The sequence below is a fragment of the Tepidimonas sp. HKU78 genome, assembly GCF_049860815.1.
GTDB lineage: Bacteria > Pseudomonadota > Gammaproteobacteria > Burkholderiales > Burkholderiaceae_C > Tepidimonas.
This window is the reverse complement of sequence record NZ_CP187547.1, coordinates 2,106,402-2,130,319: the sequence shown is the minus strand read 5'-3', so window position 1 is coordinate 2,130,319 and position 23,918 is coordinate 2,106,402. Positions and strand designations below refer to the sequence as shown.

Here is a 23,918-nt window from a genome sequence, read left to right as displayed (position 1 = left end):
GGTTGACGACGGATATGACAGAATCGGCACAAGGACACGCTCGAGACCGCGTCCACAGGACAAACCCGCATGCACACCAAATCCGCCTTGGCCAGCTTGCTGCTCGTGTCGGCCGTCAACGGCCATGCTCAGACCTTGGGTGCGGCGCAGGGTGCGGTGATTATCGGTCGGCCGCTCGATATTGTGGTGCAAAGCCCGGGACTGGCGTCCGACGACGCCACCGCCCTGTGCGTGCAGGCCGAGGTCCGCTACGGCGAGACGCGGCTGGGGCCGTCGGATGTCAGTGTCCGTCTCGAGCCACAGGTCGGGCAAAGGGATGGCGCGATCCGGGTGCAGGCTCGGCCCGCGGTCAATGAGCCCTTCGTGACGGTGGAGGTGCGCATCGGCTGTCCGTCGCGTTTCGTGCGCGTCTACACGATGTTGGCAGACGTCGAATCGCCGATTGCCACACCAGCGGTCGTGGCTGCGGTTGACGTACCCGAGACACGTGATGCTTTGAGCGTCCCGGCGGCGCGGCCCCAGCGCATTTCAACCATTGGCAGAGACTTGGCGACGAATAAGATAAATAGAAGAGCGAGTGCCGCCAAGACTCGGCCCATGGGGCTGCAGCCCTCTGCGCGGCCGACGTCATGGTTTGCGCGATTGTCTTTGGCTACCGGAGTCCCATTGGTGGCACCAGCCAACGACCAAGGCAGTCCGCGGTTGGATGTACAACCCCTTGCATTCACGTCCGACGAGGACTTCTTCGAGTTTTTGCTCGCTCGCGCACGCCGGGATCTTGGCGTCGATAATGCTCCCGTCGAGCGGTCGGGCGCCAGTGGATCGACAGCGGCTGATGCGAGGGGGCGAGGGGTAGCGGACGCTGAACCGGTGGGGCCCGAATCAGAGCTGCAGCGCGAGGTACTCACCCTTCGAGAGGAGCGGACGCGGCTATATCAGCGGATAGAAGAGCTCGGACAGGAACTGTCTCAAGCCCAAGCCGAGATCGCTGTCGGGCAACGGGTACTTTTAGGGATGTTCGCAGCGGTCGCATTGGTTGTCGCGGCATGGCTGGCTCGTGATCGTTGGCGCCGTCTACTGTCTGGGCGTTTGCGGAAAAGCGATCAGTGGTGGATTCCCCGTGGTTCCGGGCGTCAAGAAATTGCGGATGCCCAGCCGATTACCGCCAAATCTGATAATACGAACAAGGAAGCGGTTGCAGTCTCCGTCATCGGGGACAGTCTTGATTTCCCCGATGTCGATTCGATCCCATCCGAAAAGATACCCCCTTTTCCCCCGGGGGCGCTAACCGCCGAGACCAACCAAGGTATCGGGATGGTTCGTGAACCTGATTCGTCATTGATTACACTTGATGTGGCAGCACTGCACGACTTATGGGAGCAGGTGGACTTTTTCGATTCGCTGGGTCAGGCCGGGGACGCCATCGCCGCGCTGAGTGCGTTCGTGCGCGCTCACCCGCGTGCGAGCGAGGCACCGTATCTGCGCTGGTGGACGCTGGCGCGTCGGCATGGGCTGGATAGCCGCACGCTGCAGACGCTCTATGAGCAGCATTACCACCGGCTGCTGGTGGTGGACGACGCCGACGCCGGTCTCGAGGCCGATGCCGCGTTGATGCAGGCATTGACGGCCACTTGGCCCGGCGAGCAGGCGCGCGCCATCGTCGTTGCAGCACTGGCGTCCCAGCCGGGTGACCCCGGCTCGCCCCTGCACGTGCGCACCCTGGCAGCCTTCGACGATCTCATCACCCTGCACGGGGTGCTCGACCTATTGCCCGTGCTCGGCCCCATGCCGGAGGCGACGGCAATGAAAGCGGGTGGTGACGCTGTCCCGGGTGTGGCGGCAGCGGCATCCGCGGCCCTGGCCCCTACAGCAGCTGGCCTCGACCTTGAACTGCCCGATATCGCCGAGGTCGTGCCGCCAAGCGAGGCAGTGGGCGATACCACCTCTGCCACACCCGGTGCTGACGAAGGGCTCGATTTCGACCTCAGCGGCTGGGAGCCGCCGGCCGAGAGCAAGGCACCGCCTCGCGGCTGATGGCGGCTGCCGGTGTGCGGCCGCCTCGAGGTTCAGCGGCGCATCTGCAATGCACCCGGATTGACGATGTTGGTCGGTGTCCCGCGGATGTAGTTGACCACGTTGTCGAACGCCGCCGAGAAATATTTTTCGTAACTGTCGAGCTCCACAAAACCGATGTGGGGCGTGCAGATGCAGTTTTCCAGCCGCAGCAGGGCGTGGCCCTGCAAAATCGGCTCTGACTCGAAGACGTCGACCGCAGCCATGCCGGGGCGCCCACGGTTGAGGGCTGCCACGAGCGCGTCGGGTTCGATGAGTTCGGCGCGCGCGGTGTTGACCAGCAGGGCGGTCGGCTTCATGCGCGAGAGATCGTCCAGGCTGACACAGCCCGTCGTGCGCTCGTCGAGGCGCAGGTGCAAGCTCAATACATCACTGTCGGCAAACAAGGCGGCCTTGCTGTCCGCCACTTCATAGCCGTCGGCGACGGCGCGGGCACGGCTTGCGTCGCTGCCCCAGACCACCACGCGCATGCCAAACGCCCGTCCGTAACTGGCCACCTGCTGCCCGATTCGCCCATAGCCCCAGATGCCCAGCGTGCGCCCGCGCAGCACGACCCCGAGGCCGAAGTTTGGCGGCATCGACGCCGCCTTGAGCCCCGACTGCTGCCAGGCCCCATGCTTGAGGTGGCTCACGTATTGCGGAATGCGGCGCATGGCCGCCATGATCAGTGCCCAGGTCAGTTCGGCGGGGGCGACGGGATCCCCCACGCCTTCGGCCACTGCCACGCCGTGTTCCGTGCAGGCTTGCACATCAATGTGGCGGCCAACGGGGCCGGTTTGCGCGATGAGTTTGAGCCGCGGCAGTTTGTCGAGCAAGGCACGGGTAATGACCGTGCGCTCGCGGATCAGCACGACGATATCGGCGTCGCGCAGACGCACGGAGAGTTGCCCGACCCCTTTGACGGTGTTGGTGTAGACCTTGGCCGGGTACGGGTCGAGCTTGTGCGCGCAGGCGAGCTTGCGCACGGCGTCCTGATAATCGTCGAGGATCACGATGTTCATATGCGGCTATTGTGCCTGCCCTGTCGCCTGTGTGGCGGGCCGGGGCGGCAGGGCGGTGCTCAACCGTGTAGGATCCCCGCCCATGTCTTCCCCGCTCAGTAACGTGGCTGCCGTGGACCGGTCGGCTACCGTGCCGTGGCAGCGCGATGCGCTCGTCATCGGCCTCGTGGGGCTGGCGCACGCCACCTCCCACTTTTCGCACCTGTTGCTCGCGCCGCTGTTTCCGGTGTTCATGCGCGAGTTCGGCTTGAGCTTTTCTCAGGTGGGGTTGCTGACCAGCCTGTTTTTCCTTATTTCTGGAGTGGGCCAGGCGCTGTCGGGTTTTTTGGTCGATCGGGTGGGGGCCCGCCCTGTGCTGTTCGCCTCCATCGGGCTGTTCATGGCGTCGGCCTTGTCGGCGGCGTTGGCCCAAGGCTACGGCGGATTGTTGCTCGCGGCGGTGCTCGCGGGCCTGGGCAACGCACCGTTTCACCCGGTGGATTTTTCCATCCTCAACCAACGTGTCTCGGCCCCTCGACTCGGATACGCCTTCAGCGCGCATGGGCTGACCGGCAATCTCGGCTGGGCTTTGGCACCGGTGTTTTTGGTCGGCATCGCGGCCATCGATGTTTGGCGCTTGGCGTACTGGGCGGCCATCGCGGTTTATGCGGTGGTGCTGGCCGTCCTGTGGTGGCAGCGGGACCATCTGCACACGGTGGCCGTGCCGCGCCCGCCCGGACGGTCGCGGGCCGACGATCTGGCGTTTTTGCGCCTGCCGGTCGTGTGGGGGTGTTTTGGATTTTTCTTGCTGTCGACGATGACGCTGGCCGTCGTGCAGACGTACGCCACGTCGATCCTGCAAGCGATGCACGGGATTCCCTTGGCCACCGCTGCCGTGACCGTGACGGCATACATGCTGGCCGGAGCGGTGGGCATGCTGGGCGGCGGGTTCGTCGCCGCGCGTACGCGGCACGCCGACCGCGTGGTGGCCTGGACGCTTGCGGCTGGCGCCGCGTTGATGGCGGTGGCCGCCACCGGATGGCTGGGTGGCGTGGGGTCGATGGTGTTGCTCGCCGTGACGGGCTTTGCCATCGGGATCGGCGGGCCGAGCCGGGATCTGCTCATCAAACGCGCCACGCCCCCAGGGGCCACGGGCCGCGTGTACGGCACGGTCTATTCCGGTTTGGATACGGGATTTGCCCTGGCGCCGCTGGTGTTTGGCGTGTGGATGGACCACGGCTGGTATGCCGCCACGCTGGCGGGTGGTGCCGCCACCCTGTTGCTCGCGGTGGCGGCGGCGCTGGCCGTGGGGCGGCGTACGGGCGAGCAGGCGGCACGCACCTGAGCCGTGCGCGCGAGGCGCAGTGCGGCACTCAGGCTTGCCGACGCAGGCGGCAGAGGAAAAACGCGTCGCTCCAGTCGGTGGGCACGATACGGCGCGCCAGCGACAGCCCCGGATGCAGCGTTCGTCCGTTCCAGGCGGTCAGGCCCGGTTGCGCGGGGATGTCCACCAGCCAGGGCAGGGGCTCCGGTATCAGGTCGTCGCGTTCGCGCAGCAGGCCATCGAGCACCTCCTCGTTTTCCTCTGGCGAGAGGGAGCAGGTGCTGTAGACCAAGACGCCACCGGGTTTGACCGCGTCCGCGGCCGAGCGCAGCAGGCGTGCTTGCAGCATGGCGCTGGCGCGTACTTTTTTCGGGCTCCAGTGCGCCCACGATGCGGGGTCGAGCCGGGTGAACTGCGCTTCGGACGAACAAGGGGCGTCGAGCAACACACGGTCGAAGCGAGATGGCACGAGACGGCCGACCTGGCAGCCGTCCTTGAGGTAGAGCTGGGCGTTGCGCACCCCCAGGCGTTGCAAGTTGGCCTTGAGCCGAAAAAACCGCGCGCGCACCGGCTCCACCGCCGCGATCCGTCCCTGGTTGCGCATACAAGCGGCGATGAGCGCGGTTTTGCCACCGGGTGCGGCGGCCAGGTCCAGCACTTCTTCGCCCGGTTGGGGATCGAGCGCCCAGACCGCGGCCATGCTCGCGATGCCCTGAATGTAGAGGCTGCCGTCACTGGCCAGCGGATGGTGGGTGAGGGTGGCGCGGTGCTCCGCCGCAACGCGATAGACCCCGGGCGCGCCGGCGATGGGCTGTGGCTGCAAGGGGGCCAACGCCGCCAATGCAGGCTCCACATCGCTCAGGCGCAGGGGGTTGACGCGAAAGACGACGGCCTTTGGTGCGGTGTAGCTCGCCTCGACCACGGGCAGCCATTCGGGGGAGATGACGGCGCGCAACAAAGTGTCGAAGGCCGGCGGCAGCGGGGGGAGGTCGGCGCGGGCCTCGGGGGGGTGCTCAGGCATCGGCATCGCTGGCTTCGCGCTCCCAACGCTCGATCAGATCCGCCACCTCGAGCCAGCGTTCCTCGACCTCGGCCAGTTCGGCTTGCACCGCCTTCAGGCGCCGTCCGGCGTCGGCCAGATCCGCGGCCTGGGCTGTGCTGGCCAGTCGTTCGTGCAAGGCAAGTTGTTCGGCGTGCAGCGCCTCGAGTCGCGCCTCGAGCACCTCGCGCTCGCGCCGGTGGGGCTTGAGCCGTTCGGCCAGTTGCTGGCGACGTTGGGCTTGCAGCCGTCGGCGCTCCTGCGGGCTGGTGCGCGTCGCGGCCACAGCGCCGTTCGTGTCGGGCGTGTCGGGGCGTTCGCGGCGCAGGCGCTCTTGGCGCAACCGAGCGACTTCCAGCAGGTGGTGCTGATAGTCATCCACATCGCCGTCGAAGGGGGACAGTCGTCCGTCTGCGACCAGCCAGAACTGGTCGCACACGCTGCGCAGCAGGGCGCGGTCGTGGCTGACCAGCAGCACGGTGCCCTCGAAGGTGCCGAGCGCCAACGTCAGCGCCTCGCGTGTGGCCAAATCGAGGTGGTTGGTGGGCTCGTCCAGCAGCAGCAAGTTGGGCCGCTGCCAGACCAACAGCGCAAGCAGCAGGCGGGCCTTTTCGCCGCCGCTGAGCGTGCCCACGGGCTGTGCGGCGCTGTCGCCACCGAACAAAAAGGTGCCCAGATGGGTGCGCAGATCCTGCTCGCGGGTGGATTGCCCCGCGAGCGTGCCTTGGGCCTGCGCGTCGCGGGCCCAGCGCAGCAGGTGCTGCAGCGGGGTTTCGTCGGGGCGCAGGATGTCCAGCGCATGCTGGGCAAAGTAGCCAATGCGCAGGCCCTTGCCCGGCACCACCCGGCCCGCCAGCGGCGGCAGCACCCCGGCGATGGTCTTGACCAAGGTCGATTTCCCCTGCCCGTTGGCGCCCAGTATGCCGATGCGCTGCCCCGGCAGGATGCTGCAGCGCACTGCTTGCACGACCGCGTGGTCGGTGTCGCCTCGGTAGCCAACGGTCACGTCCTGCAGCATGAGCATCGGGTTGGGCAGCGCGCCAGGGTCGGCGAACTCGAAACCGAAATCGCCCTCAGCCAGCACGGGCGCAAGTCGCTCCATGCGCTCGAGCGCCTTGAGGCGGCTTTGCGCCTGGCGGGCTTTGGTGGCTTTGGCGCGAAAGCGATCGATGAAGCGCTGCAGGTGCGCGATGCGCTCTTGCTGGCGCAGGTAGGCCGTCTGCTGCTGTTGCAGTTGCTCGGCCCGCATCTGCTCGAAGCGCGTGACCGAGGCGCCGTAGCGCGTCAGGCGTCCTTGCTCCAGGTGCAGGGTGACGCGGGTGACGGCATCGAGCAATTCCCGGTCGTGGCTGATCACCACCAGCGTGCCGGGGTAGCGTTGCAGCCACCCCTCCAGCCAAACCACGGCGTCCAGATCCAAGTGGTTGGTGGGTTCGTCGAGCAGCAGCAAGTCGCTCGGGCACATCAGGGCCCGCGCCAGCTGTAGCCGCATGCGCCAGCCACCGGAGAAGGCGTCCACCGGTCGATCCAACTCGGCGGGGGCGAATCCCAAGCCCAACAACAGTGCCTGGGCGCGGGCGCGCGCATCGTGGGCGCCCGCGTCGGCCAAGGCGGCGTGCGCCAGGGCGATGGCGTCGCCATCGCCAGTCGCCTCGGCGGCGTGCAGCTGCGCCTGCGCCTCTTGCAAGCGGGTGTCGCCGACCAGCACGAAATCGGTCACCGGGGTGTTGCCCTCGGGCATCGATTGCGCCACGTGGGCGATGCGCCAGTGGCGCGGCACGCTCACTTCGCCCGCGTCCTCGTGTAACCCCCCCAGCAACAACGCGAAAAGGCTCGATTTGCCCTCGCCATTGCGGCCCACGAGTCCGACCTTCTCGCCGGGATGGAGGGTGACGCTGGCGCCGTCGAGCACCACCTTGGCCCCACGGCGCAGCGTGACGTCGCGCAGCGTGATCATGGTGCGGGGCGGGGATCGGGCGGCAGGTCGTCGTGAGCCAGGGCCAGCGCCTCGCGCGTGATGAGCACCACCGAGTCCGCGCCCGCACTGGTGCGCAGCCACACCACCGGTAGGGTGGGAAACGCGCGCTCGAAATGCACGCGCTCGTGGCCGATCTCCAGCACCAATACCGCGTCGTCGGTCATGTGTTCGAGCGCGTGCGCCAACAGGTGGCGTACGAAGTCCATGCCGTCTTCGCCCCCGTCGAGCGCCAGTGCGGGTTCGGCCCGGTATTCCGGTGGCAACGCCGCCATGCTGGCACGGTTGACGTACGGCGGGTTGCACACAATCAGGTCATAGCGGTCGGTGAGGTTTCGCCAGCCGTCGCTGTACAACAGCCGGATGCGATCCTGCAGGCCGTGCCGCTGAACGTTGCGCGCCGCTACCGCCAGGGCATCGGTGCTGATGTCGCTGGCGTCCACCTGCACGTCGGGCCAAGCCATGGCGGCCAGCACCGCCAGCGAGCCGTTGCCCGTGCACAGGTCGAGCACGCGGTGCGTATGCGGCGACAGCCAAGGGTCGAGCTCGTCTGCTTGCGGTGCGGCAGCGATGAGTTCGGCGATCAGGCTGCGCGGCACGATCACCCGCTCGTCGACGTAAAACGCGACGCCTTGCAGCCACACCTCACCGGTCAGATAGGCGGCGGGCTTGCGGGTGCGAATTCGTTCCTCAACGACGGCGAGGGCCGCCTCGACTTGGGCGGGCGATAACGGGCGATCGCCATGTGCCGCCAGGTCCAAGTCGAGTGGCTCCCCCAATTTCCATAGGACGAGCCATGCGGCTTCATCATCAGCATTGGTGGTCCCATGCCCAAAGTGAATGCCCGCCGTCACCAGCCGCTGCCGCGCCTCCATGACCAGTGCGTGTAAGGTTGGCGATGTCACGGCGCCTGCTCCTCCACAATCCGCCATTGAGAGCCAACGCGTTCAAGATGCAGGGTTTTGCGGGTGCGCAGCTCGGGCTGGTTGTCGGCTTGATAACGTTGAATGAACGTGACGGTGGCCCTGTTCTGTTGAACCCGAATCCGTGGCTGTTCGATGTCGATGCGCAGGCGAGGTCGTCCCATGATGCGATCTCGGCGCTGCTCTTTCCACGCCGCCTGCGACAGGCCCTTGGGTGAAAAATTGGGGTGATAGTAAGAAAAATAGGCATTCAAATCACGCCTCGCCCAGGCGCTTGCCCATCCATGTAGCATTTTTAGGATGTCTTGTTCAACATTGGTCGTGGTTGCAGGTTGGCGAGTGGGCGAAGTGGGTGTTTCATTGCTATCAACGCCTTTATCGTTTTTAGCGGTCGCGGCTGTATTGTCAGCTGGGGGTGGCAAATTGCCGGCGACATGTATCAAACCATCTTCCTGTTCGCGAAAAAACCATGTGTATCGCATGCGATCCGCCCCAGGTACGCGATACTCGACTCGCCAATACCAATGCCCGTCACGATCGAACCAGCGTTGAATGCCTAGCGCGTCGGGTAAAAGATCGAGCCCATAGTGTTGGCGCGCCCATGAGCGAAGAATGTCGATGGCCTCCTCGCGTTGTTGCCGATGGGTGGCAGCACTGACCCATTTCAATTCTGGTAAGATAAGAACCGGGCTGCCCAGTGCATCTTCGAGTTGCATCAATTGCTGCATGTCGCTATTGGAGAGCACCACGCATCCTTCGGACGCCAGCGGGTCTCTAGTGTAGGTGTTGGGCGGGCTGCCGTGCAGCCAAATGCCACTCCCCGTGCGCCCCAGGAGGCGATCGACGGCATGGGGGTAATCAAGAACCAATGCACCGGCACCATAAAAAGCTGGCAGGTCGCGCCCCGTGCGGCGATGGGTGATGTGATAGACGCCCAAGGGTGTTTTATTGTCCCCCTCAGTTTGCTTTCCGACCCCCGCTTTACCGACCGAAACATAAAAACTCGCGATCACTCTTGGCGGATCTTCGGGGCGCTCATTCTTACGAAGCCAATACATTCGCAATGCCTGCGCATCGACCACGAAAGCGTGCGGGCTAAATGGAGAAAAGCTAACCAAGCCCTGTGGCCATACATCCGTTGGAGGTAACATCTCGGGCGCCTGTATTCGATGCTTCAGCTCTTGCTGAATTATGCTCATCGCAGCGCTTTGCTCGTCGCCATGCAATTTTGACGGTAATCCGCTACGGGCGCGCAGGATATCGCCGAGCAACGCATGAGCCAAACGAAAGTGCGGCTCCTGTTTGAGTGCGTCATGCAGCAACGCTTCGGCATCGGTCAGCCGAGCCTCTATCAGCGCGTCTGTCGCGCGCAGAAGCGCCAATTCCGCGTCAACCAGTACCTCTTGTGGTGTAACGCGAGGCCGTGGCATCTCTCCGTCGCCAGGCGGGACTTTGGCGGCGGAAGATGTAAGGCTAGGCGGGCTGTCATCGTAAAGCAGCCACCAACAACCAGCTCCAACGAATGGAGTGATCAATAGCAGCAGAACGACATGCCAGTGTGGGCGGCGGGACATGAATCAACGGCTACGCTCGCTCACGATAAGCCACGCGCCATTGCGGCGCGAAAATACCAGCTCCTTTTTCGTCCGAGTTTCGAGGCTGTCCGAGCGGTAATGCTGGGTAAATCGGGCGATGACGGTATCATCGTTGCCGGGTTCCAAGCGCAAATCATCGATGGTCACTTCGATAAATTTACGTGGTACGATACGGGCGGTACGCTCTTTGATCCACTGTTCTCGCGTGACGTTGGGATTTGGCTTATACCCAGGGTCATAGCTATCTAAATAGCCTTGAATATTGCGCTCAGACCAAGATCGGCGCCAGCGTTCGATTGCTTGGCGAATCGCATCGTTGGTCGCATTATCGATGCCTGCTTTTTCTTCGCTCGCACGCGCGACGGTTGCCGGTTCGCTGGCAGAGGTAGCGGATGCTGCAGCGGTGACTGCCGGTGTGCTAGGTACGGCTTTCGCGCTCGCGCCCGCCGAGGGAGTCATGGCGACAACCTGGTTAATCAAGCGCAGCTTGGGTTGTACCTCTTTCTTGGGCTGAAGGTTTAAGGCCTTGGCGTAGGAGTCACTGGCCAATTTCGCATAAATATCGCCGAGATTCTCATACGCTGTGGCGTAGCTGGGGTTGGTTTTGATGGCCATTTCCAGTACGGTGCGTGCTTTTTCGTAATCCCCTTCGGCAGCATACAATACGGCCAAGTTATTGTAAGGCTCGGGTAGTTGGGGGTGGTCGACGATGAGTGCTTGGAAAATAGCGCGCGCGTCCTTGCTGCGTCCCATTTCAGCCAAAATCACACCCTTGAGCAACTGCAATTGTGGATCTTTGGGCGAGGTCGAAAGTCGCTCGTCAACAAGCGAAAGTGCTTGTGCGGTCTTCCCGGAACGGTAGAGGTTGATGATGGTGTCGATCGGGTCGGCGAGGGCGTGGAGTGACACGGCCACCGAACCGATGCCGATGGCGGTTGCCAGCCAGGACCGTAGAGTGCCAGTAAGCGTATTCATGCGGCTCACCTTCATGTTTTATCGTGGACGGTTGATGATGATAGTGCCAGCGCACTCAATTTCGATAGCACGAGATGATACATGCGTTGCAGCGTGTGCAGATCCGACAGATCGACGTATTCGTTGATTTGATGAATCGTCGCATTGGGTGGGCCAAGCTCGATCACTTCGGAGCATATCTTTGCAATGAAGCGGCCATCGCTGGTGCCGCCGGTGGTAGAGACGTCGGGCTCCGTCCCCGTGACCTCGTACACCGCCGCTCGCACGGTTTCCAGAAGCGTGCCTGCCGGTGTGAGAAACGGCTGCCCGCCCAATGTCCACGTGAGTTCGTAATCTTGGCCCTCGCGCATGCCATGCTTGTTCAACAAGGCGTGAACTCGCTGCTGAAGGTTTTCCGCGGTGGATTCAGTGCTGAACCGGAAATTGAAATCCACAACCACCGTGCCCGGGATGACGTTGCTGGCCCCTGTGCCGCCGTGGATGTTGCTCACCTGCCAGCTGGTGGGCGGGAAGTGGGCATTGCCCTCGTCCCAGCGGGTGGCGACCAGCTCGGCCAATGCCGGCGCGAGCAGGTGAATGGGATTGCGCGCCAGGTGCGGGTAGGCGATGTGCCCTTGGATGCCTTTGACGGTGAGCCGCCCGCTCAAGCTGCCACGCCGCCCGTTTTTGATCATGTCGCCGGTGCGCTGCACGCTGGTGGGTTCGCCCACGATGCACCAGTCCAGGCGCTGGCCGCGCTGGCGCAGCGCATCGCACACGACCACCGTGCCGTCGCGCGCTGGCCCCTCCTCATCGCTGGTGAGCAAAAAACCGATGGCCAGCGCGGGCTCGGGGTGCGAGCGCAAAAACTCCTCGCACGCCACCACCATGGCCGCCAGCGACGACTTCATGTCGCTGGCACCGCGCCCGTACAGCTTGCCGTCGCGCACCGTGGGCGTGAAGGGGTCGCTGCTCCAGTGCTCCAGCGGCCCGGTGGGTACGACGTCGGTGTGTCCGGCGAAGACCAGTACCGGCGCGTCCGGGGTGGCTGCCGGCCGCAGTGCCCACAGGTTGGTGACGCGAAAGTCGTCCGGGCCACTCTCGATGGTTTCGCACACAAAGCCCAGTGCCCGCAGTCGCTCGGCGAGCAGGGTTTGGCAGCCGGCGTCGTGCGGCGTGACGGAGGGGCAGCGGATCAGGGCCTCGGCAAGGCGTTGGGTGTCGGTCATCGGGGTCGGCGCCCGGGTGGCGCTCAGGTCGAGGGGGGAAGAAAACCTTCGAACGAGGGCCCGCCGCCTTTGCCGGGTTCGTCGGCACGGCCGCCAGGCCGGCTTTGCGCGAGCGCGCGCGCCCGGTCGTCGTTTTGCAGCCGCCACAGCAGGTTGGTGGGCGAGTCGGCGTAGGCCAAGCCCTCCTCACGCGTGATGCGCCCAGACAGAATCAGCCGCGCCAGGTCCGCCTCGAAGGTCTGCGATTCTTCGGCCATCGACTTCTCCAGCGCCTCGCGCACGCCGAAGAAGTCGGCTTTTTCGATCAGCTCGCTGATCAGGCGCGTGTTGACCATCACCTCGACCGCCGGTGTGCGGCCGCCGTCGACGGTGCGCAGCAGCCGCTGCGAGACGATGGCCTTGAGCGACGAGGCGAGGTCGTTGAGCATCGTCGGCCGCACCTCGACCGGATAGAAATTGAGGATGCGATTGAGCGCCTGGTAGCTATTGTTGGCGTGCAGGGTCGCGAGCACCAGGTGGCCCGACTGAGCGTAGGCGATGGCTTGCGACATGGTGTCGCGGTCGCGGATTTCGCCGATCAGGATCACGTCCGGCGCCTGGCGCAACGCGTTCTTGAGCGCCACCTGTAACGATTCGGTATCGGTGCCCACCTCGCGCTGGTTGACGACCGACTTCTTGTTCTTGAACAAGTATTCGATCGGATCCTCGATCGTCAGGATATGGCCCGTGGTGTGTTCATTGCGGTGGTCCAGCAGGGCGGCGAGCGTCGTACTCTTGCCGGAGCCGGTGGCGCCGACCACCAGCATCAGCCCGCGCTTGGCCATGATCATTTGCGTGAGCACGGGCGGGATGCCCAGCTCTCCCACCTTGGGAATCTGGCCGCTGATGAATCGAATCACCACGGCGCAGGTGCCGCGCTGGCGCATGGCGCTGATGCGAAAGCGACCGACGTCGGGCATCGGGATGGCGATGTTGAGCTCGCCGCTGCCATCGAACGCTTGCAGCTGCTCGGGCTTGACCACCTCGGCCAGCAGCCGGTAGGGCCCGTCGGCGGGCAGTGGCTGGTCGTTGACCGGCAGCGTCACGCCGTTGATTTTGATGAGCACCGGTGCCGAGGCCGACAGATAGACGTCCGACGCCTTTTTGTCGGCCATCAGCCGCAGCAGGGATTCCATCACACCCATCGAGGTTGCCCTGTGGGAGCGCGTCAGTCGCGCAACAAATCGTTCAAGCTGGTTTTGGCACGCGTTTGCGCGTCCACCCGCTTGACGATGATGGCCGCGTACAGGCTGTACTTGCCGCCCTCCTTGGGTAAGCTGCCACTGATGACGACCGAGCCGGCCGGCACGCGGCCGTAGAGGATCTCGCCCGTGGTGCGGTCGTAAATCGGGGTGCTTTGGCCGATGTACACGCCCATCGAGATGACCGAGTTCTCCTCGACGATGACGCCTTCGACGATCTCGGAGCGCGCGCCAATGAAGCAGTTGTCCTCGATGATGGTGGGATTGGCTTGCAGCGGCTCGAGTACGCCGCCCAAACCCACGCCACCCGAGAGGTGGACGTTCTTGCCCACCTGCGCGCACGAGCCGACCGTGGCCCAGGTATCGACCATGGTGCCTTCATCGACGTAGGCGCCGATGTTGACGTAGGACGGCATCAGGATCGCGCCCTTGGCGATGTAGCTGCCGCGCCGGGCCACGGCCGGCGGCACCACGCGCACGCCAGCGGCGGCCAGCTCCTGTGGGGTCATATGGGCGAATTTGGTCGGCACCTTGTCGTAGAAAGTCAGATCGCCCGCGCGCACCACCTCGTTGTCGCGCAGCCGAAAGCTCAGCAGCACCGCCTTTTTGATCCACTGATGCACCGTCCATTGGCCGACACCGTGGCGCGTCGCCACGCGCAGACGGCCGCTGTTGAGTTCGGCAATGACGTGCTCGACGGCGTCGATGATCTCTTGCGGGGCGTTGCCAGGCGAGAGCTGGCTGCGGTTGTCCCAGGCGTTTTCGATGATCTGCTGCAGTGGGTGGGTCATGGTCGTGGACACGGGGGTGGGAAAGGAGTCAGCACTGGATGAAACGCACGATGCGGCTGGCCGCCTCCAGGCACTCGTCGGCATCGGCCACGAGCGCCATGCGGATGCGCCCGGCGCCCGGATTCGACCCCTGCCATTCGCGCGCCAGGTAGCTGCCGGGCAGCACGGTGACATTGTATTGGGCGAACAATGCCCGGGCAAAGTCGGTGTCACTGCCGCCACTCGTGCCGCCGAAGCGCTCGGGCACGCGTGCCCACAGGTAAAAGCCGGCGTCGGGCAGCCGCACGTCCATTACCTGTGCCAGCAGCGGGGTGACGCGCTCGAACTTGGCGCGGTAGCGCGCGCGGTTGTCCTGCACGTGCGACTCGTCGGCCCAAGCGGCGGCGCTAGCGGCTTGCACGGCCAGGCTCATGGCGCTGCCGTGGTAGGTGCGATAGAGCGTGAAGGCGCGAATGATGTCGGCATCCCCCGCCACGAAACCACTGCGCAGCCCGGGTGCATTGCTGCGCTTGGACAGGCTGGTCAGCATGATGAGGCGTCGGAAATCGTGTCGGCCCAGCGCTGCGGCGGCTTGCAGAGCGCCCAGTGGGGGCTCATCGCGAAAGTAAATTTCGCTGTAGCACTCGTCGCTGGCGATGACGAAGCCGTGGCGATCGCTCAATTCGAACAGGCGCTGCCACTCGGACAGCGGCATCACCGCGCCCGTGGGGTTGCCGGGCGAGCACGCATAGACCAGCCGCGTGCGTGCCCAGACCGCATCGGGCACGCGATCCCAGTCCACCGCGAAGTTGCGCGCCGGGTCGCTGGGCGCAAACCACGGCGTGGCGCCGGCCAACAGCGCCGCGCCTTCGTAGATTTGGTAAAACGGGTTGGGGCAGACGACGACCGGCTCGTCGGCGCTGGCGAAGGCACGCGGATCGATGACCACCTGGGCCAGTGCGAAGAGCGCCTCGCGCGAGCCCAACGTGGGCAAGATCTGGCGCGCCGGGTCGACCTCGATGCCATAGCGGCGCTGCAGCCAGTCGGCGCAGGCCTGGCGCAGCGCGGGTGTGCCGGCGGTGGCGGGGTAGGCGGCCAAGCCGCCGGCGGGGTCATCGATGGCCGCGTGCAGGGCGCGTTTGAGCACCTCGGGGGTGGGGTGGCGCGGCTCGCCGATGCCCAGGTTGATGGGTCGCAGTGCCGGGTTCGGGGTGATGCCGGCCGTGAGTGCGCGCAGGCGTTCGAACGGATAAGGCTGCAGGCGCTGCAGCAGCGGGTTGAGCGCATCGGTCATGGGGCGCAATGGTAGCGGGTGCGGACACGTAAACTAGCGCCCCGTGCGCTTGCAAACGATCAAACTCTCCGGCTTCAAGTCGTTCGCCGATCCCACGACGTTCCATCTGCCCGGGCAGCGGGTGGGCGTCGTCGGCCCCAATGGCTGCGGCAAGTCCAACATCATGGACGCCGTGCGCTGGGTGCTGGGTGAGTCCAAGGCCAGTGAGCTGCGCGGCGAGTCCATGCAGGACGTCATCTTCAACGGCACGACCACCCGCAAGCCCGCCCAGCGGGCCAGTGTGGAGCTGGTGTTCGACAACAGCGCGCGCCGTGCGGGCGGCCCTTGGAACCAGTATGCCGAAATCGCTGTCAAGCGCGTGCTCACGCGCGACGGCACCAGCAGCTACTTCATCAACCAGCAGCCGGTGCGCCGGCGCGACGTGCACGACGTGTTTTTGGGCACGGGCCTGGGGCCGCGCGCGTACGCCATCATCGGCCAGGGCACGATCAGCCGCATCATCGAAAGTCGACCCGAGGAACTGCGGCTGTTTCTGGAGGAGGCAGCCGGGGTATCCAAATACAAGGAGCGCCGGCGCGAGACCGCCAACCGTCTGGCCGACACGCGCGAAAACCTGACGCGGGTCGAGGACATCCTGCGCGAGCTCAACGCGCAACTGGAGCGACTGGAGCAGCAAGCCGAGGTGGCACGCCGCTACCATGAGCTGCAGGCGGCGGCCACACGCCGTCAGCACCAGCTGTGGTGGCTCAAGCGGCGCGAGGCCGAGACGCAGTTGGCACAGGTACGTGCCGAGGGTCAGCAGGCGGTCGACGCGCTGCAGGCGGGTTTGGCCGAGCTGCGCCGTATCGAGGCCGACCTGGAAACACTGCGCCAGGCGCATTACGAGACGGGCGAAGCGGTCAACCGCGCCCAGGGGCAGCTGTACGAGGCGGCGGCAGAGGTGGCCCGGCTGGAAGCCGAGATTCGCTTCGTGGGTGAGGGGCGGCAGCGCGCCGAGCAGCGTTTGCAGGCGTTGACTCAGCAGGCGCAGGAATGGCGTGCCCGTGCCGAAGCCGCCGTACTGGAGCTGGCGGCGCTGGATGAGCAAGAAGGCGGCGCAGCCGAACAGGCCGAGACCTTGGCGGCCCAGCTGGAAGAGCAGACCCAGCGCCTGCCCGCGCTGGAGGAGGCCTGGCGCCAGGCGCAGGCGCGCCTGACCCAGCAGCGCCAGCGCGTGGGCGACGTGCAGCAGTCACTTGGCGTGCTGGCTGCCGAGCAGCGGGCACTGGACGAGCAGGCGCGCCAATTGCGCCTGCGCCGCGACCGGCTCGGCAGTGAGCGGGCCGCTGCCGTGCCGCCGGACGGTGAGCGACTGGCGCACTGGCAGGCCGAGGCGATGGCCGCGGAGGAAGCGTGGGTGCTGGCCCAAGAGCGGCTGGCCATCGCCGAGGCCCGGTTGCCCGAGGCGCAAGACGAGCAGCACACCGCCCTGCAGGCCGAGCAAGAGGCCGGCCGACGGCTGGCCGAGGCGCAGGCGCGACGACAGGCCCTTCAGGCCCTGCAGGAAAAGCTGCAGGCCGACGACCGGGTGCAACCCTGGTTGCAGCGCCACGGCTTGGACGCCATGCCCAGCCTGTGGACGCAACTGGATACCGAGCCGGGCTGGGAGACGGCCCTGGAGGCCGCGCTGCGTGAGCGCCTGCGGGCGCGGCAAGTGCGCCAGCTCGAAGGGGTGCAGGGCCTGGCGCGCGAGGCGCCGCCGGGCAAGCTGGCATTTTTTTCGCCCCCTGCGTCGGGCGCGCCTGTGTCGAGCGCTCCGGTAGGTCCGCAGGGGTGCACGCCGTTGTCCGAGCGCCTGCGCCTGCACGACGCGACGCTGCATGCGGTGTTGGCGGCATGGCTGCACGGCGCGTGGTGCGTGTCCGATCTGGAGACCGCGTTGCGGCTGCGCGGCGAGCTGGCGCCCGGGCACCGGCTCTACACCCCGCAGGGCCACAGCGTGGGGGCGCATGATGTGGCGTTTTATGCGGAGGATGATCCGCAAGCCGGCTTGCTGGCGCGGGCGCACGAGATCGAGCACCTCGGGCGAGAGGTGCGCGCGCTGGCCCTCATCCACGAAGAGGCGCAGCTGCGCCTGCAGCGCGCCCGGGCGCGCGTGGCCGAGGTGAACCAGCAGATCCAGCAGGCGCGCCGCGATGTGGCCGAGGCGCAGCAGCGTCGCCATGCCGTCCAAGTCGAGTTGCTCAAGGGAGAACAAGCCGCCGAGCAGGCCCGCCAGCGCCTGCAGCGGCTCGACGCCGACCTGGCCGAGGTCGACGAGAGTCTGGCGGCGATCGAAATGCGCCGCGTCGAGGCCGAGGGCCGCTTCGAGGCGCTGGACCTGCAGCTGGCCGATGCGCAGGAGGCGCTGGCGTATGCCGAAGATGCGGCCGGCGACGCCGAGCGGCGCCTGCACGGCGCGCGCGAGCAAGCCCGCGCCATCGAGCGCCAGGCTCAAGAGGCGGCGTTTGCCCAGCGCTCGCTGGCCGCCCGGCGAGCCGAGTGGCAGCGTCAGTGGGAAGCGGCGCGCGAGCAGGAGGCACGTCTGGCGGTCGATCGTGCGCAGTGCGAGGCCGAATTGGAGCGCCTCACGGACGCGGCGGCGCGCCACGGTTTGCAGGGCGCGCTCGACGAGCGCCAGCGGCGCGAGCAGGCGCTGGCGGCGGTGCGCAGCCGCTACGACGAGTTGACGGCCCGCCTGCGGGCGGCCGACGAGCATCGGCTACGCTGCGAGCGCGAACTCGATCCGTTGCGCCAGCGCATCACCGAATTCCAGCTCAAAGAGCAAGCGGCTCAGCTGGCATTGGACCAGTACAGCCAATGGCTGGCGGAGGCGGGTGTCGATCCCGAGGAAGTCGCGCGCACCGTGCAGGCCGACGGCGTGCGCTTGCAGGGGCTGCAGGGCGAGATCGACCGACTGCAGCGCGAGATGGCCGCGCTGGGGGCGGTGAACCTGGCCGCGCTCGAAGAACTCAGCGCCGCGCGCGAGCGGCAGCAGTTTTTGGCCAGCCAGTCGCACGACCTGCAACAGGCCATCCAGACGCTGGAGGATGCGATCCGCAAAATCGACGCCGAGACCCGCGAGCTGCTGGGGCACACCTTCGAGACCGTCAATGCCCACTTCGGGCGCATGTTCCCCGAGCTCTTCGGGGGCGGACAGGCGCGCCTGATCATGACCGGCGAGGAAATTCTGGACGCCGGCGTTCAGGTCATGGCGCAGCCGCCGGGCAAGAAAAACCAGACCATCCACCTGTTGTCGGGGGGCGAGAAGGCGCTCACCGCCATCGCGCTGGTGTTTGCGATTTTCCAGCTCAACCCGGCGCCGTTTTGTTTGCTCGACGAAGTGGACGCGCCGCTGGACGACACCAATACCGAACGCTACGCGCGGCTGGTCACGCGCATGAGCCGTGACACCCAATTCTTGTTCATCAGCCACAATCGCATCGCCATGGAAATGGCGGAGCAATTGATTGGGGTGACCATGCCGGAGCAGGGCGTTTCACGCATCGTTGCGGTGGATTTGGCGGCTGCGACATCGCTGATGGAGAATGCGACCCCATGATGAGTCCATTGCAGATCGGTTTGATCGTCGCCGGTGTGGTGCTGCTGCTGGGCGTGTGGGCATACCAGCGCTGGCAAACGCGCCGGGCCGAACCCCGGCGTGCGCCATCGCCGCCCGCGGGCGAGGCAACCGTCGATGCCGCGGAGGGGCGCCGCGAACCCACGCTCGAGGGCGACATGGCGCCGGCGAGCAATGTGCCGGCCGCCGCCGTCCCCGGCGTGTTGTGCGAGCGGCTCGACGTCATCGTGCCGCTGCGGCTGGAAAAGCCCGTGTCGGGCGACGCCGTCTTGCAGGCCCTGCCGGGCAGTCGCCGCATCGGCAGCAAACCCTTCGTGATCGAAGGGCTGGCAGAGGACGCCCCCAATGACGACACGTGGGAGCAGCCACGCCCGGGCCAACGCTATCGCGCGTTGCGGGCGGGCATTCAGCTCGCCAATCGTGCCGGGCCGCTCAACGAGATCGAGTACTCCGAGTTTGCGCAAAAGCTACAGACCTGGGCCGAGCACCTGCAAGCCGCGGCCGATTTGCCCGACATGTTGACGGTGGTGCAGCGCGCGCGCGAGCTGGACCAGTTTGCCGCCGCGCACGACGCGCAACTGGCCTTCACCGTGCGCGCGCGCCGGGCGGCGTGGAATCCTGGCTATGTGATGCAACATGCGGCGCGGCTGGGATTCGTGCCGGGTGCGTTGCCGGGGCGCATGGTATTACCCGGGGGCACGCCAGGCGCGGCGCCCGTGCTGGTGCTGCAGTTCGAAACCCAGGCCGCGCTGGCCGAAGACCCGGAACTGGCCGTTTTGCGCGAGGTGCGGCTGACGCTGGAGGCCACCCATGTTGCGCGGGATGAACGCCCCTACCAGCGCCTGCGCGAGCTCTCGGCTGCGTTGGCGGCGGCCATGGATGGCTGGGTCAGCGACGATGCAGGACAGCCACTCGATCCCGCGGCGCTGGATCGCATCGGCGGTGAATTGGAAATCCTGTATGAGGCGCTGGAAGCGCGCGGCTTTCCGGCGGGATCTGCCCAGGCGCGCCGGCTGTTTGGTTGACGCGTCAGGCGTAGCGGCCCGCGCGCAACGCCGCCATCGTTTGCTCGGCCAGTGCGGGTAATGCGGCCAGTTCGCCGTCCGCTGCCGCGGCGTCGGACATCCGCGCCGCCCGTTCCAGTCGCGCCGCACTCAGGGACAGGGCGCTCGCGCCCACGTTGCCGCTACTGCCTTTGAGGGTATGCGCCGCCCGGTACAGCCGATCCCAGTCGCCCGCCGCGCGGGCCGCTTGCAGCTGGGCCACGTCGCTGCCGAGTTGCTCGATGAACAGCCGAACGATGTCGCGAAAGTCGTCACCCAGCAGGGTAACCATTTCGTCCAAACTGGCTCGATCGAGGAATGCCGTCATGGGCGTGCCCTGCAAGAAGGTCGATATTTCGGTGCTATTGTATGAGGGTGGCGCCCGCGTCATGGCGCGTGGCCCCCGGCGGCCACCCAAAGTGCTCCACTTATGGCCACCCAAATTGCTCCACCTGACCAGTGGTGACCTGATGCATTGAGCTTGGCATGTTGGTCGCCCGCTGGCCGACAGGCAGGACGTTACTTTCACCCCCTCACCAACGAGGGGACCACCGGAGTGAACGTCTTGAAGCCACACTTGCAAACCACCATATGGACGCTGCTGGAGGCCAACGCCAGCCAGCGAGAGATCGAGCGGGTCACAGGTATCTCCCGTCACACCATCCGCGCCTACCGGCAACGCTTTGCGGCCGAACGGGCAAACTGCCCCGGGGTGGCCACCGGCTCTGAGGCGGTGGCCAGTCAAACTGCCCCACCCCGGCCACCGGCTCCTGCTGTTGCCCCTGCGCCACTGGCCTCCTCCCTGTGCGAACCCCACCGTGAGTTCATCCAGGCGCAGTTGCGTCTCAAGCGCAACGCCATGGCCATCTTCCAGGACCTGGTCGACCAGCACGGCTTTGCCGGCCAGTACAACTCCGTCAAACGCTTCGTGGCCCGACTGCGCCAGAAGGAGCCCGAGCAGTTCGACCGCCTGAGCTTCCTGCCCGGCGAGGAGATGCAGGTCGACTACGGCGAAGGCGCTCCCACCCGGGTGCCGGGTTCTGATCGGTACCGCAAACCCCGCCTGTTCGTGGCCACGCTGCGCTACTCGCGGGCAAGCTTTCGCTGCGTGGTCTGGAAGTCCAGCCACCAGATCTGGGCCGAGCTGCACGAGCGGGCCTTTCGCTTCTTTGGTGGTTGCCCCCAGTACGTGGTGCTGGACAACCTCAAGGAAGGCGTCATCACGCCCGACCTGTACGAACCCGAACTCAACAAGGTCTACGCTGCCACCCTGGCGCACTACCATGTGGTGGCCGACCCAGCCCGGGTACGCGACCCCAACCGCAAGGGCACGGTCGAGCACGCTATCGGCCACACCCAGGCCACGGCCTTGAAGGGCCGGCGCTTCGAGTCCATCGAGGCCCACAACGAGTTCCTGGCGCACTGGGAGAAGAACTGGGCGGCCAAGCGCATCCACGGCACCGAGCGGCGCCAGGTGCAGGCCATGTTCGAGGAAGAACGCGCCTACCTCAAGGCGCTGCCGCTGTTGGGCATGCAGTATTTCAGCGAGGTCGAGCGCACGGTGTGCGATGACAGTTGCGTGCGCGTCGCGCACAGCAGCTACGCCGCGCGCCCGGCGGCCATCGGATCGAAGGTGCTGGTGCGCATCTACGCCCAGCGCATCGAGATCCGTCAGGCCAGCACGGGCGATCTGCTGCGCACCCACCCCAAGGCCGAGCGTCCTGGCTCTGTCGTGCTGCCCCAGGACGAGCGGGTGTTCAACCCCTCGCGCGAGACCCGCTACATCCTGCGCCAGGCCAGCGAGATCGGCGAACATGCGGCCCGTCTGTGTGAGCTGCTCTTTGCCATCGAGGGGCGGGTCGGGCAGCGCAAGCTCTGGGGCATCGTGGCTCTGGTGCGGCGCTACCCGGCCCACTGCGTCAACGCCGCCTGTGCCCAGGCCCTGGAGCAGGGCATCTACAGCTACAAGCGCGTGCTGGCTTTGAGCGAGGGTCTTTTTGCCCAGGCGCTCGCCGCCATTGAAGCCCATGCCAGCGGTGACAACGGCGCGGTGCTCACCACCCCAGAGCTGACCCAGCAGCACGGGCTCATCCGCGATGTCGATGAGTACGGTGATCTCTTCGCGCACGCCGCAGCCACGGCCACGGCAACCGTATCCAGTACCACCGCTGCCACCACCACCGCACCGGGGAGCCTGGCATGAACCTGGCCGAGATCGAACGCGCGCTGCGCGAATTGCGCCTCTCGGGCATTGCCGAGACCCTGTCGACCCGCGTGATGCAGGCCCAGGCCAGCCAGGAGCCGTTCCTGGAGACCTTCGCCGCCATGCTGCAAGACGAGCTGGACCGGCGCCGAACGCGCCTGATGGAGCGCCGCTACAAGCGCTCGGGGCTGGATGAGAAGGTCACGCTGGCCGACTTTGACTGGCGCTTCAACCCCAAGCTGCCCAGATCGGCCTGCTTTGAGCTGCACACGCTCAAGTTCATCGCAGAGGGCGCCAATGCACTGATCGTGGGCAAGCCCGGCACGGGCAAGAGCCACTTGGCCAAGGCGGTGGCCTACCAGGCCACGCTGGCCGGTCACGATGTGCGCTATCTGGAGGCGGACACCGAGTTTGGCCGCTACGCGCTGGGCAATGCCACCGAGCGGGGCTCACTGCTCAAGGAGTGGGTGCAGCCCGACCTGCTGGTCCTGGATGACCTGTTCCTGGCGCGGCGCATCAGCGAGCACGCCGCCGAGGTGTTGCAGGCCATCGTGCACCAGCGCTACAAGTTGCGCAGGTCGATCGTGGTGACCTCCAACCGGGTGGTGCAGGACTGGGGTAAGTATCTGGGCGACGCCACCATGGCCACCACCATCCTGGACCGCCTGATGCACCGCTGCGCGATGCTGGAATTCGAGGGCAAGAGCTACCGCCTCAAGGAGGCCGCCGCGCGCATCGCCATCAGCCCTGAAGCCTCATAATTCGACCGTCCTGCCTGGAGCAGTTTGACCGGCCACAAGTGGGGCAGTTTGGGGTGGCCATCGGGGGCGTGGCCGCCGTCCACTGGATGGATGAATCCCAGATGAGCGCTTCCGCAGCCGATCCCGACACGATCGCCCAGACGCCAAAGTCTGGCTGCAGGTTTCGGCTGTATCCGCTTCTTTGCTCGAGCTCGAGATGGCCGAGAGCCTGGCCATGCAGGATGTCGGGCACTCGTCGCTGGCCTCTGTGCTGCAGTTTCCGATCGATGCCATCAAAATGGATCGCGCCTTCGTGACGCATGTCACGCGGCGCCGGGCCGACCGCGCGATAGCGCGTGCCATCGTGTGCATCGGGCCTTATGCGATGTCGCCGGTGTGCACGCCGAAGTGTCCGCGCCGCCGATCGTCGAAATAGTGGCGCAGCGTCTCCTGCACGGTGCGAAAGGCCAGCTCCTCCCACGGGATTTCATGCTCGTGAAACAGGCGCGCCTCCAGCGTCTCGTGGCCCGGCGCGAACCGATCACTCAGCAGCCGGGCCCGATAGTAAATGTGCACCTGGCCGACGCGGGCCACATTGAGCAGCGTGAACAGCCCCTCGAGCGCGACTTCCGCGCCCGCCTCTTCCTGTGTCTCGCGCAGGGCGCCCTGCGCGGTGGTTTCGCCCAATTCCATGAAGCCGGCCGGCAGCGTCCACTTGCCCCGGCGCGGCTCGATGGCGCGCCGGCACAGCAGCACTTGCTCACCCTGGGGTCCCCAGTAAGGCACGGTGCCCACCACGTTGAGGGGGTTTTCGTAGTGGATCGTGCCGCAGGCGGGGCAGACCGCGCGCACGCGCGTGTCACCGTCGTCGGGGACCCGGTATTCGACCGCCGTCGCGCAAGCGCGGCAAAAGCGGATGGAACTGCGAAACATGCGC

General features: G+C 66.1%; 18 protein-coding genes. 6 read left to right on the top strand and 12 right to left on the bottom strand.

The genetic code is table 11. The annotated features are described in order from the left end of the window. Positions 1 to 69: 69 nt before the first annotated feature. Positions 70 to 2,034, top strand: a complete 1,965-nt coding sequence (locus ACPYIS_RS10560) for a hypothetical protein (protein WP_425973558.1) — start codon at positions 70 to 72, stop codon at positions 2,032 to 2,034. A gap of 32 nt (positions 2,035 to 2,066) precedes the next feature. On the opposite strand, the gene ACPYIS_RS10555 is transcribed toward ACPYIS_RS10560, so the two are convergent. Next, positions 2,067 to 3,074, bottom strand: a complete 1,008-nt coding sequence (locus ACPYIS_RS10555) for a D-2-hydroxyacid dehydrogenase family protein (protein ID WP_425973557.1) — start codon at positions 3,072 to 3,074, stop codon at positions 2,067 to 2,069. Positions 3,075 to 3,156: 82 nt separating this feature from the next. Here ACPYIS_RS10555 and ACPYIS_RS10550 point away from each other — a divergent pair, with 82 nt between their 5' ends. After that, positions 3,157 to 4,398 (top strand): MFS transporter, encoded by a 1,242-nt coding sequence (locus tag ACPYIS_RS10550; protein WP_425973556.1) that lies wholly within the window; start codon positions 3,157 to 3,159, stop codon positions 4,396 to 4,398. 28 nt (positions 4,399 to 4,426) lie between these two features. Here ACPYIS_RS10550 and ACPYIS_RS10545 read toward each other — a convergent pair whose 3' ends face one another. From ACPYIS_RS10545 to dapC, 9 genes are all read right to left on the bottom strand, one after another. Beyond that, the gene (locus tag ACPYIS_RS10545; RefSeq protein ID WP_425973555.1) at positions 4,427 to 5,404 is read right to left on the bottom strand and encodes an RsmB/NOP family class I SAM-dependent RNA methyltransferase; all 978 of its coding nucleotides are present in this window, start codon (positions 5,402 to 5,404) and stop codon (positions 4,427 to 4,429) included. Continuing rightward, positions 5,391 to 7,373, bottom strand: a complete 1,983-nt coding sequence (locus tag ACPYIS_RS10540) for an ABC-F family ATP-binding cassette domain-containing protein (RefSeq protein ID WP_424859352.1) — start codon at positions 7,371 to 7,373, stop codon at positions 5,391 to 5,393. The genes ACPYIS_RS10545 and ACPYIS_RS10540 overlap by 14 nt, the downstream gene beginning before the upstream one ends. Further along, positions 7,370 to 8,323: a 50S ribosomal protein L3 N(5)-glutamine methyltransferase gene (gene prmB, locus ACPYIS_RS10535; protein ID WP_424859351.1), complete on the bottom strand. Its 954-nt coding sequence runs from the start codon at positions 8,321 to 8,323 to the stop codon at positions 7,370 to 7,372. The genes ACPYIS_RS10540 and prmB overlap by 4 nt, the downstream gene beginning before the upstream one ends. After that, on the bottom strand, positions 8,293 to 9,744 hold the full coding sequence (locus ACPYIS_RS10530) for a L,D-transpeptidase family protein (RefSeq protein ID WP_424894647.1): 1,452 nt from the start codon (positions 9,742 to 9,744) through the stop codon (positions 8,293 to 8,295). The genes prmB and ACPYIS_RS10530 overlap by 31 nt, the downstream gene beginning before the upstream one ends. A gap of 147 nt (positions 9,745 to 9,891) precedes the next feature. Beyond that, a complete protein-coding gene (locus ACPYIS_RS10525) occupies positions 9,892 to 10,899 on the bottom strand; it encodes a L,D-transpeptidase Cds6 family protein (protein WP_424859347.1) in 1,008 nt (335 codons plus the stop codon). Continuing rightward, complete coding sequence (gene dapE, locus ACPYIS_RS10520; RefSeq protein WP_425973553.1) at positions 10,896 to 12,092, bottom strand: succinyl-diaminopimelate desuccinylase; 1,197 nt, start codon at positions 12,090 to 12,092, stop codon at positions 10,896 to 10,898. The genes ACPYIS_RS10525 and dapE overlap by 4 nt, the downstream gene beginning before the upstream one ends. 23 nt (positions 12,093 to 12,115) lie before the next feature. Further along, positions 12,116 to 13,276 carry a PilT/PilU family type 4a pilus ATPase gene (locus tag ACPYIS_RS10515; protein WP_424894645.1) on the bottom strand — a complete coding sequence of 387 codons (1,161 nt, stop codon included), beginning with the start codon at positions 13,274 to 13,276 and terminating at the stop codon, positions 12,116 to 12,118. A gap of 23 nt (positions 13,277 to 13,299) precedes the next feature. Continuing rightward, on the bottom strand, positions 13,300 to 14,124 hold the full coding sequence (dapD, locus tag ACPYIS_RS10510) for a 2,3,4,5-tetrahydropyridine-2,6-dicarboxylate N-succinyltransferase (RefSeq protein WP_299018485.1): 825 nt from the start codon (positions 14,122 to 14,124) through the stop codon (positions 13,300 to 13,302). Positions 14,125 to 14,152: 28 nt separating this feature from the next. Then, positions 14,153 to 15,397, bottom strand: coding sequence for a succinyldiaminopimelate transaminase (gene dapC, locus ACPYIS_RS10505; RefSeq protein WP_424894644.1), 1,245 nt, complete (start codon positions 15,395 to 15,397; stop codon positions 14,153 to 14,155). A 43-nt stretch (positions 15,398 to 15,440) separates the two neighbouring features. Here dapC and smc point away from each other — a divergent pair, with 43 nt between their 5' ends. Together smc and ACPYIS_RS10495 are read left to right on the top strand one after the other, a co-directional pair. After that, on the top strand, positions 15,441 to 18,977 hold the full coding sequence (gene smc / locus ACPYIS_RS10500; protein WP_425973552.1) for a chromosome segregation protein SMC: 3,537 nt from the start codon (positions 15,441 to 15,443) through the stop codon (positions 18,975 to 18,977). Continuing rightward, positions 18,974 to 20,020 (top strand): cell division protein FtsZ, encoded by a 1,047-nt coding sequence (locus ACPYIS_RS10495; protein ID WP_424894642.1) that lies wholly within the window; start codon positions 18,974 to 18,976, stop codon positions 20,018 to 20,020. Before smc ends, ACPYIS_RS10495 begins: the two co-directional genes overlap by 4 nt. A 4-nt stretch (positions 20,021 to 20,024) precedes the next feature. On the opposite strand, the gene ACPYIS_RS10490 is transcribed toward ACPYIS_RS10495, so the two are convergent. Then, on the bottom strand, positions 20,025 to 20,366 hold the full coding sequence (locus tag ACPYIS_RS10490) for an Hpt domain-containing protein (protein WP_424894641.1): 342 nt from the start codon (positions 20,364 to 20,366) through the stop codon (positions 20,025 to 20,027). Between the two features lie 228 nt (positions 20,367 to 20,594). Here ACPYIS_RS10490 and istA point away from each other — a divergent pair, with 228 nt between their 5' ends. Next, a complete protein-coding gene (gene istA, locus ACPYIS_RS10485; protein ID WP_424894389.1) occupies positions 20,595 to 22,241 on the top strand; it encodes an IS21 family transposase in 1,647 nt (548 codons plus the stop codon). Then, the gene (gene istB, locus ACPYIS_RS10480; protein WP_045786199.1) at positions 22,238 to 23,002 is read left to right on the top strand and encodes an IS21-like element helper ATPase IstB; all 765 of its coding nucleotides are present in this window, start codon (positions 22,238 to 22,240) and stop codon (positions 23,000 to 23,002) included. Before istA ends, istB begins: the two co-directional genes overlap by 4 nt. 357 nt (positions 23,003 to 23,359) lie before the next feature. Here istB and ACPYIS_RS10475 read toward each other — a convergent pair whose 3' ends face one another. Next, positions 23,360 to 23,914, bottom strand: a complete 555-nt coding sequence (locus ACPYIS_RS10475) for an NUDIX hydrolase (protein WP_424894640.1) — start codon at positions 23,912 to 23,914, stop codon at positions 23,360 to 23,362. Between the last annotated feature and the right edge of the window lie 4 nt (positions 23,915 to 23,918).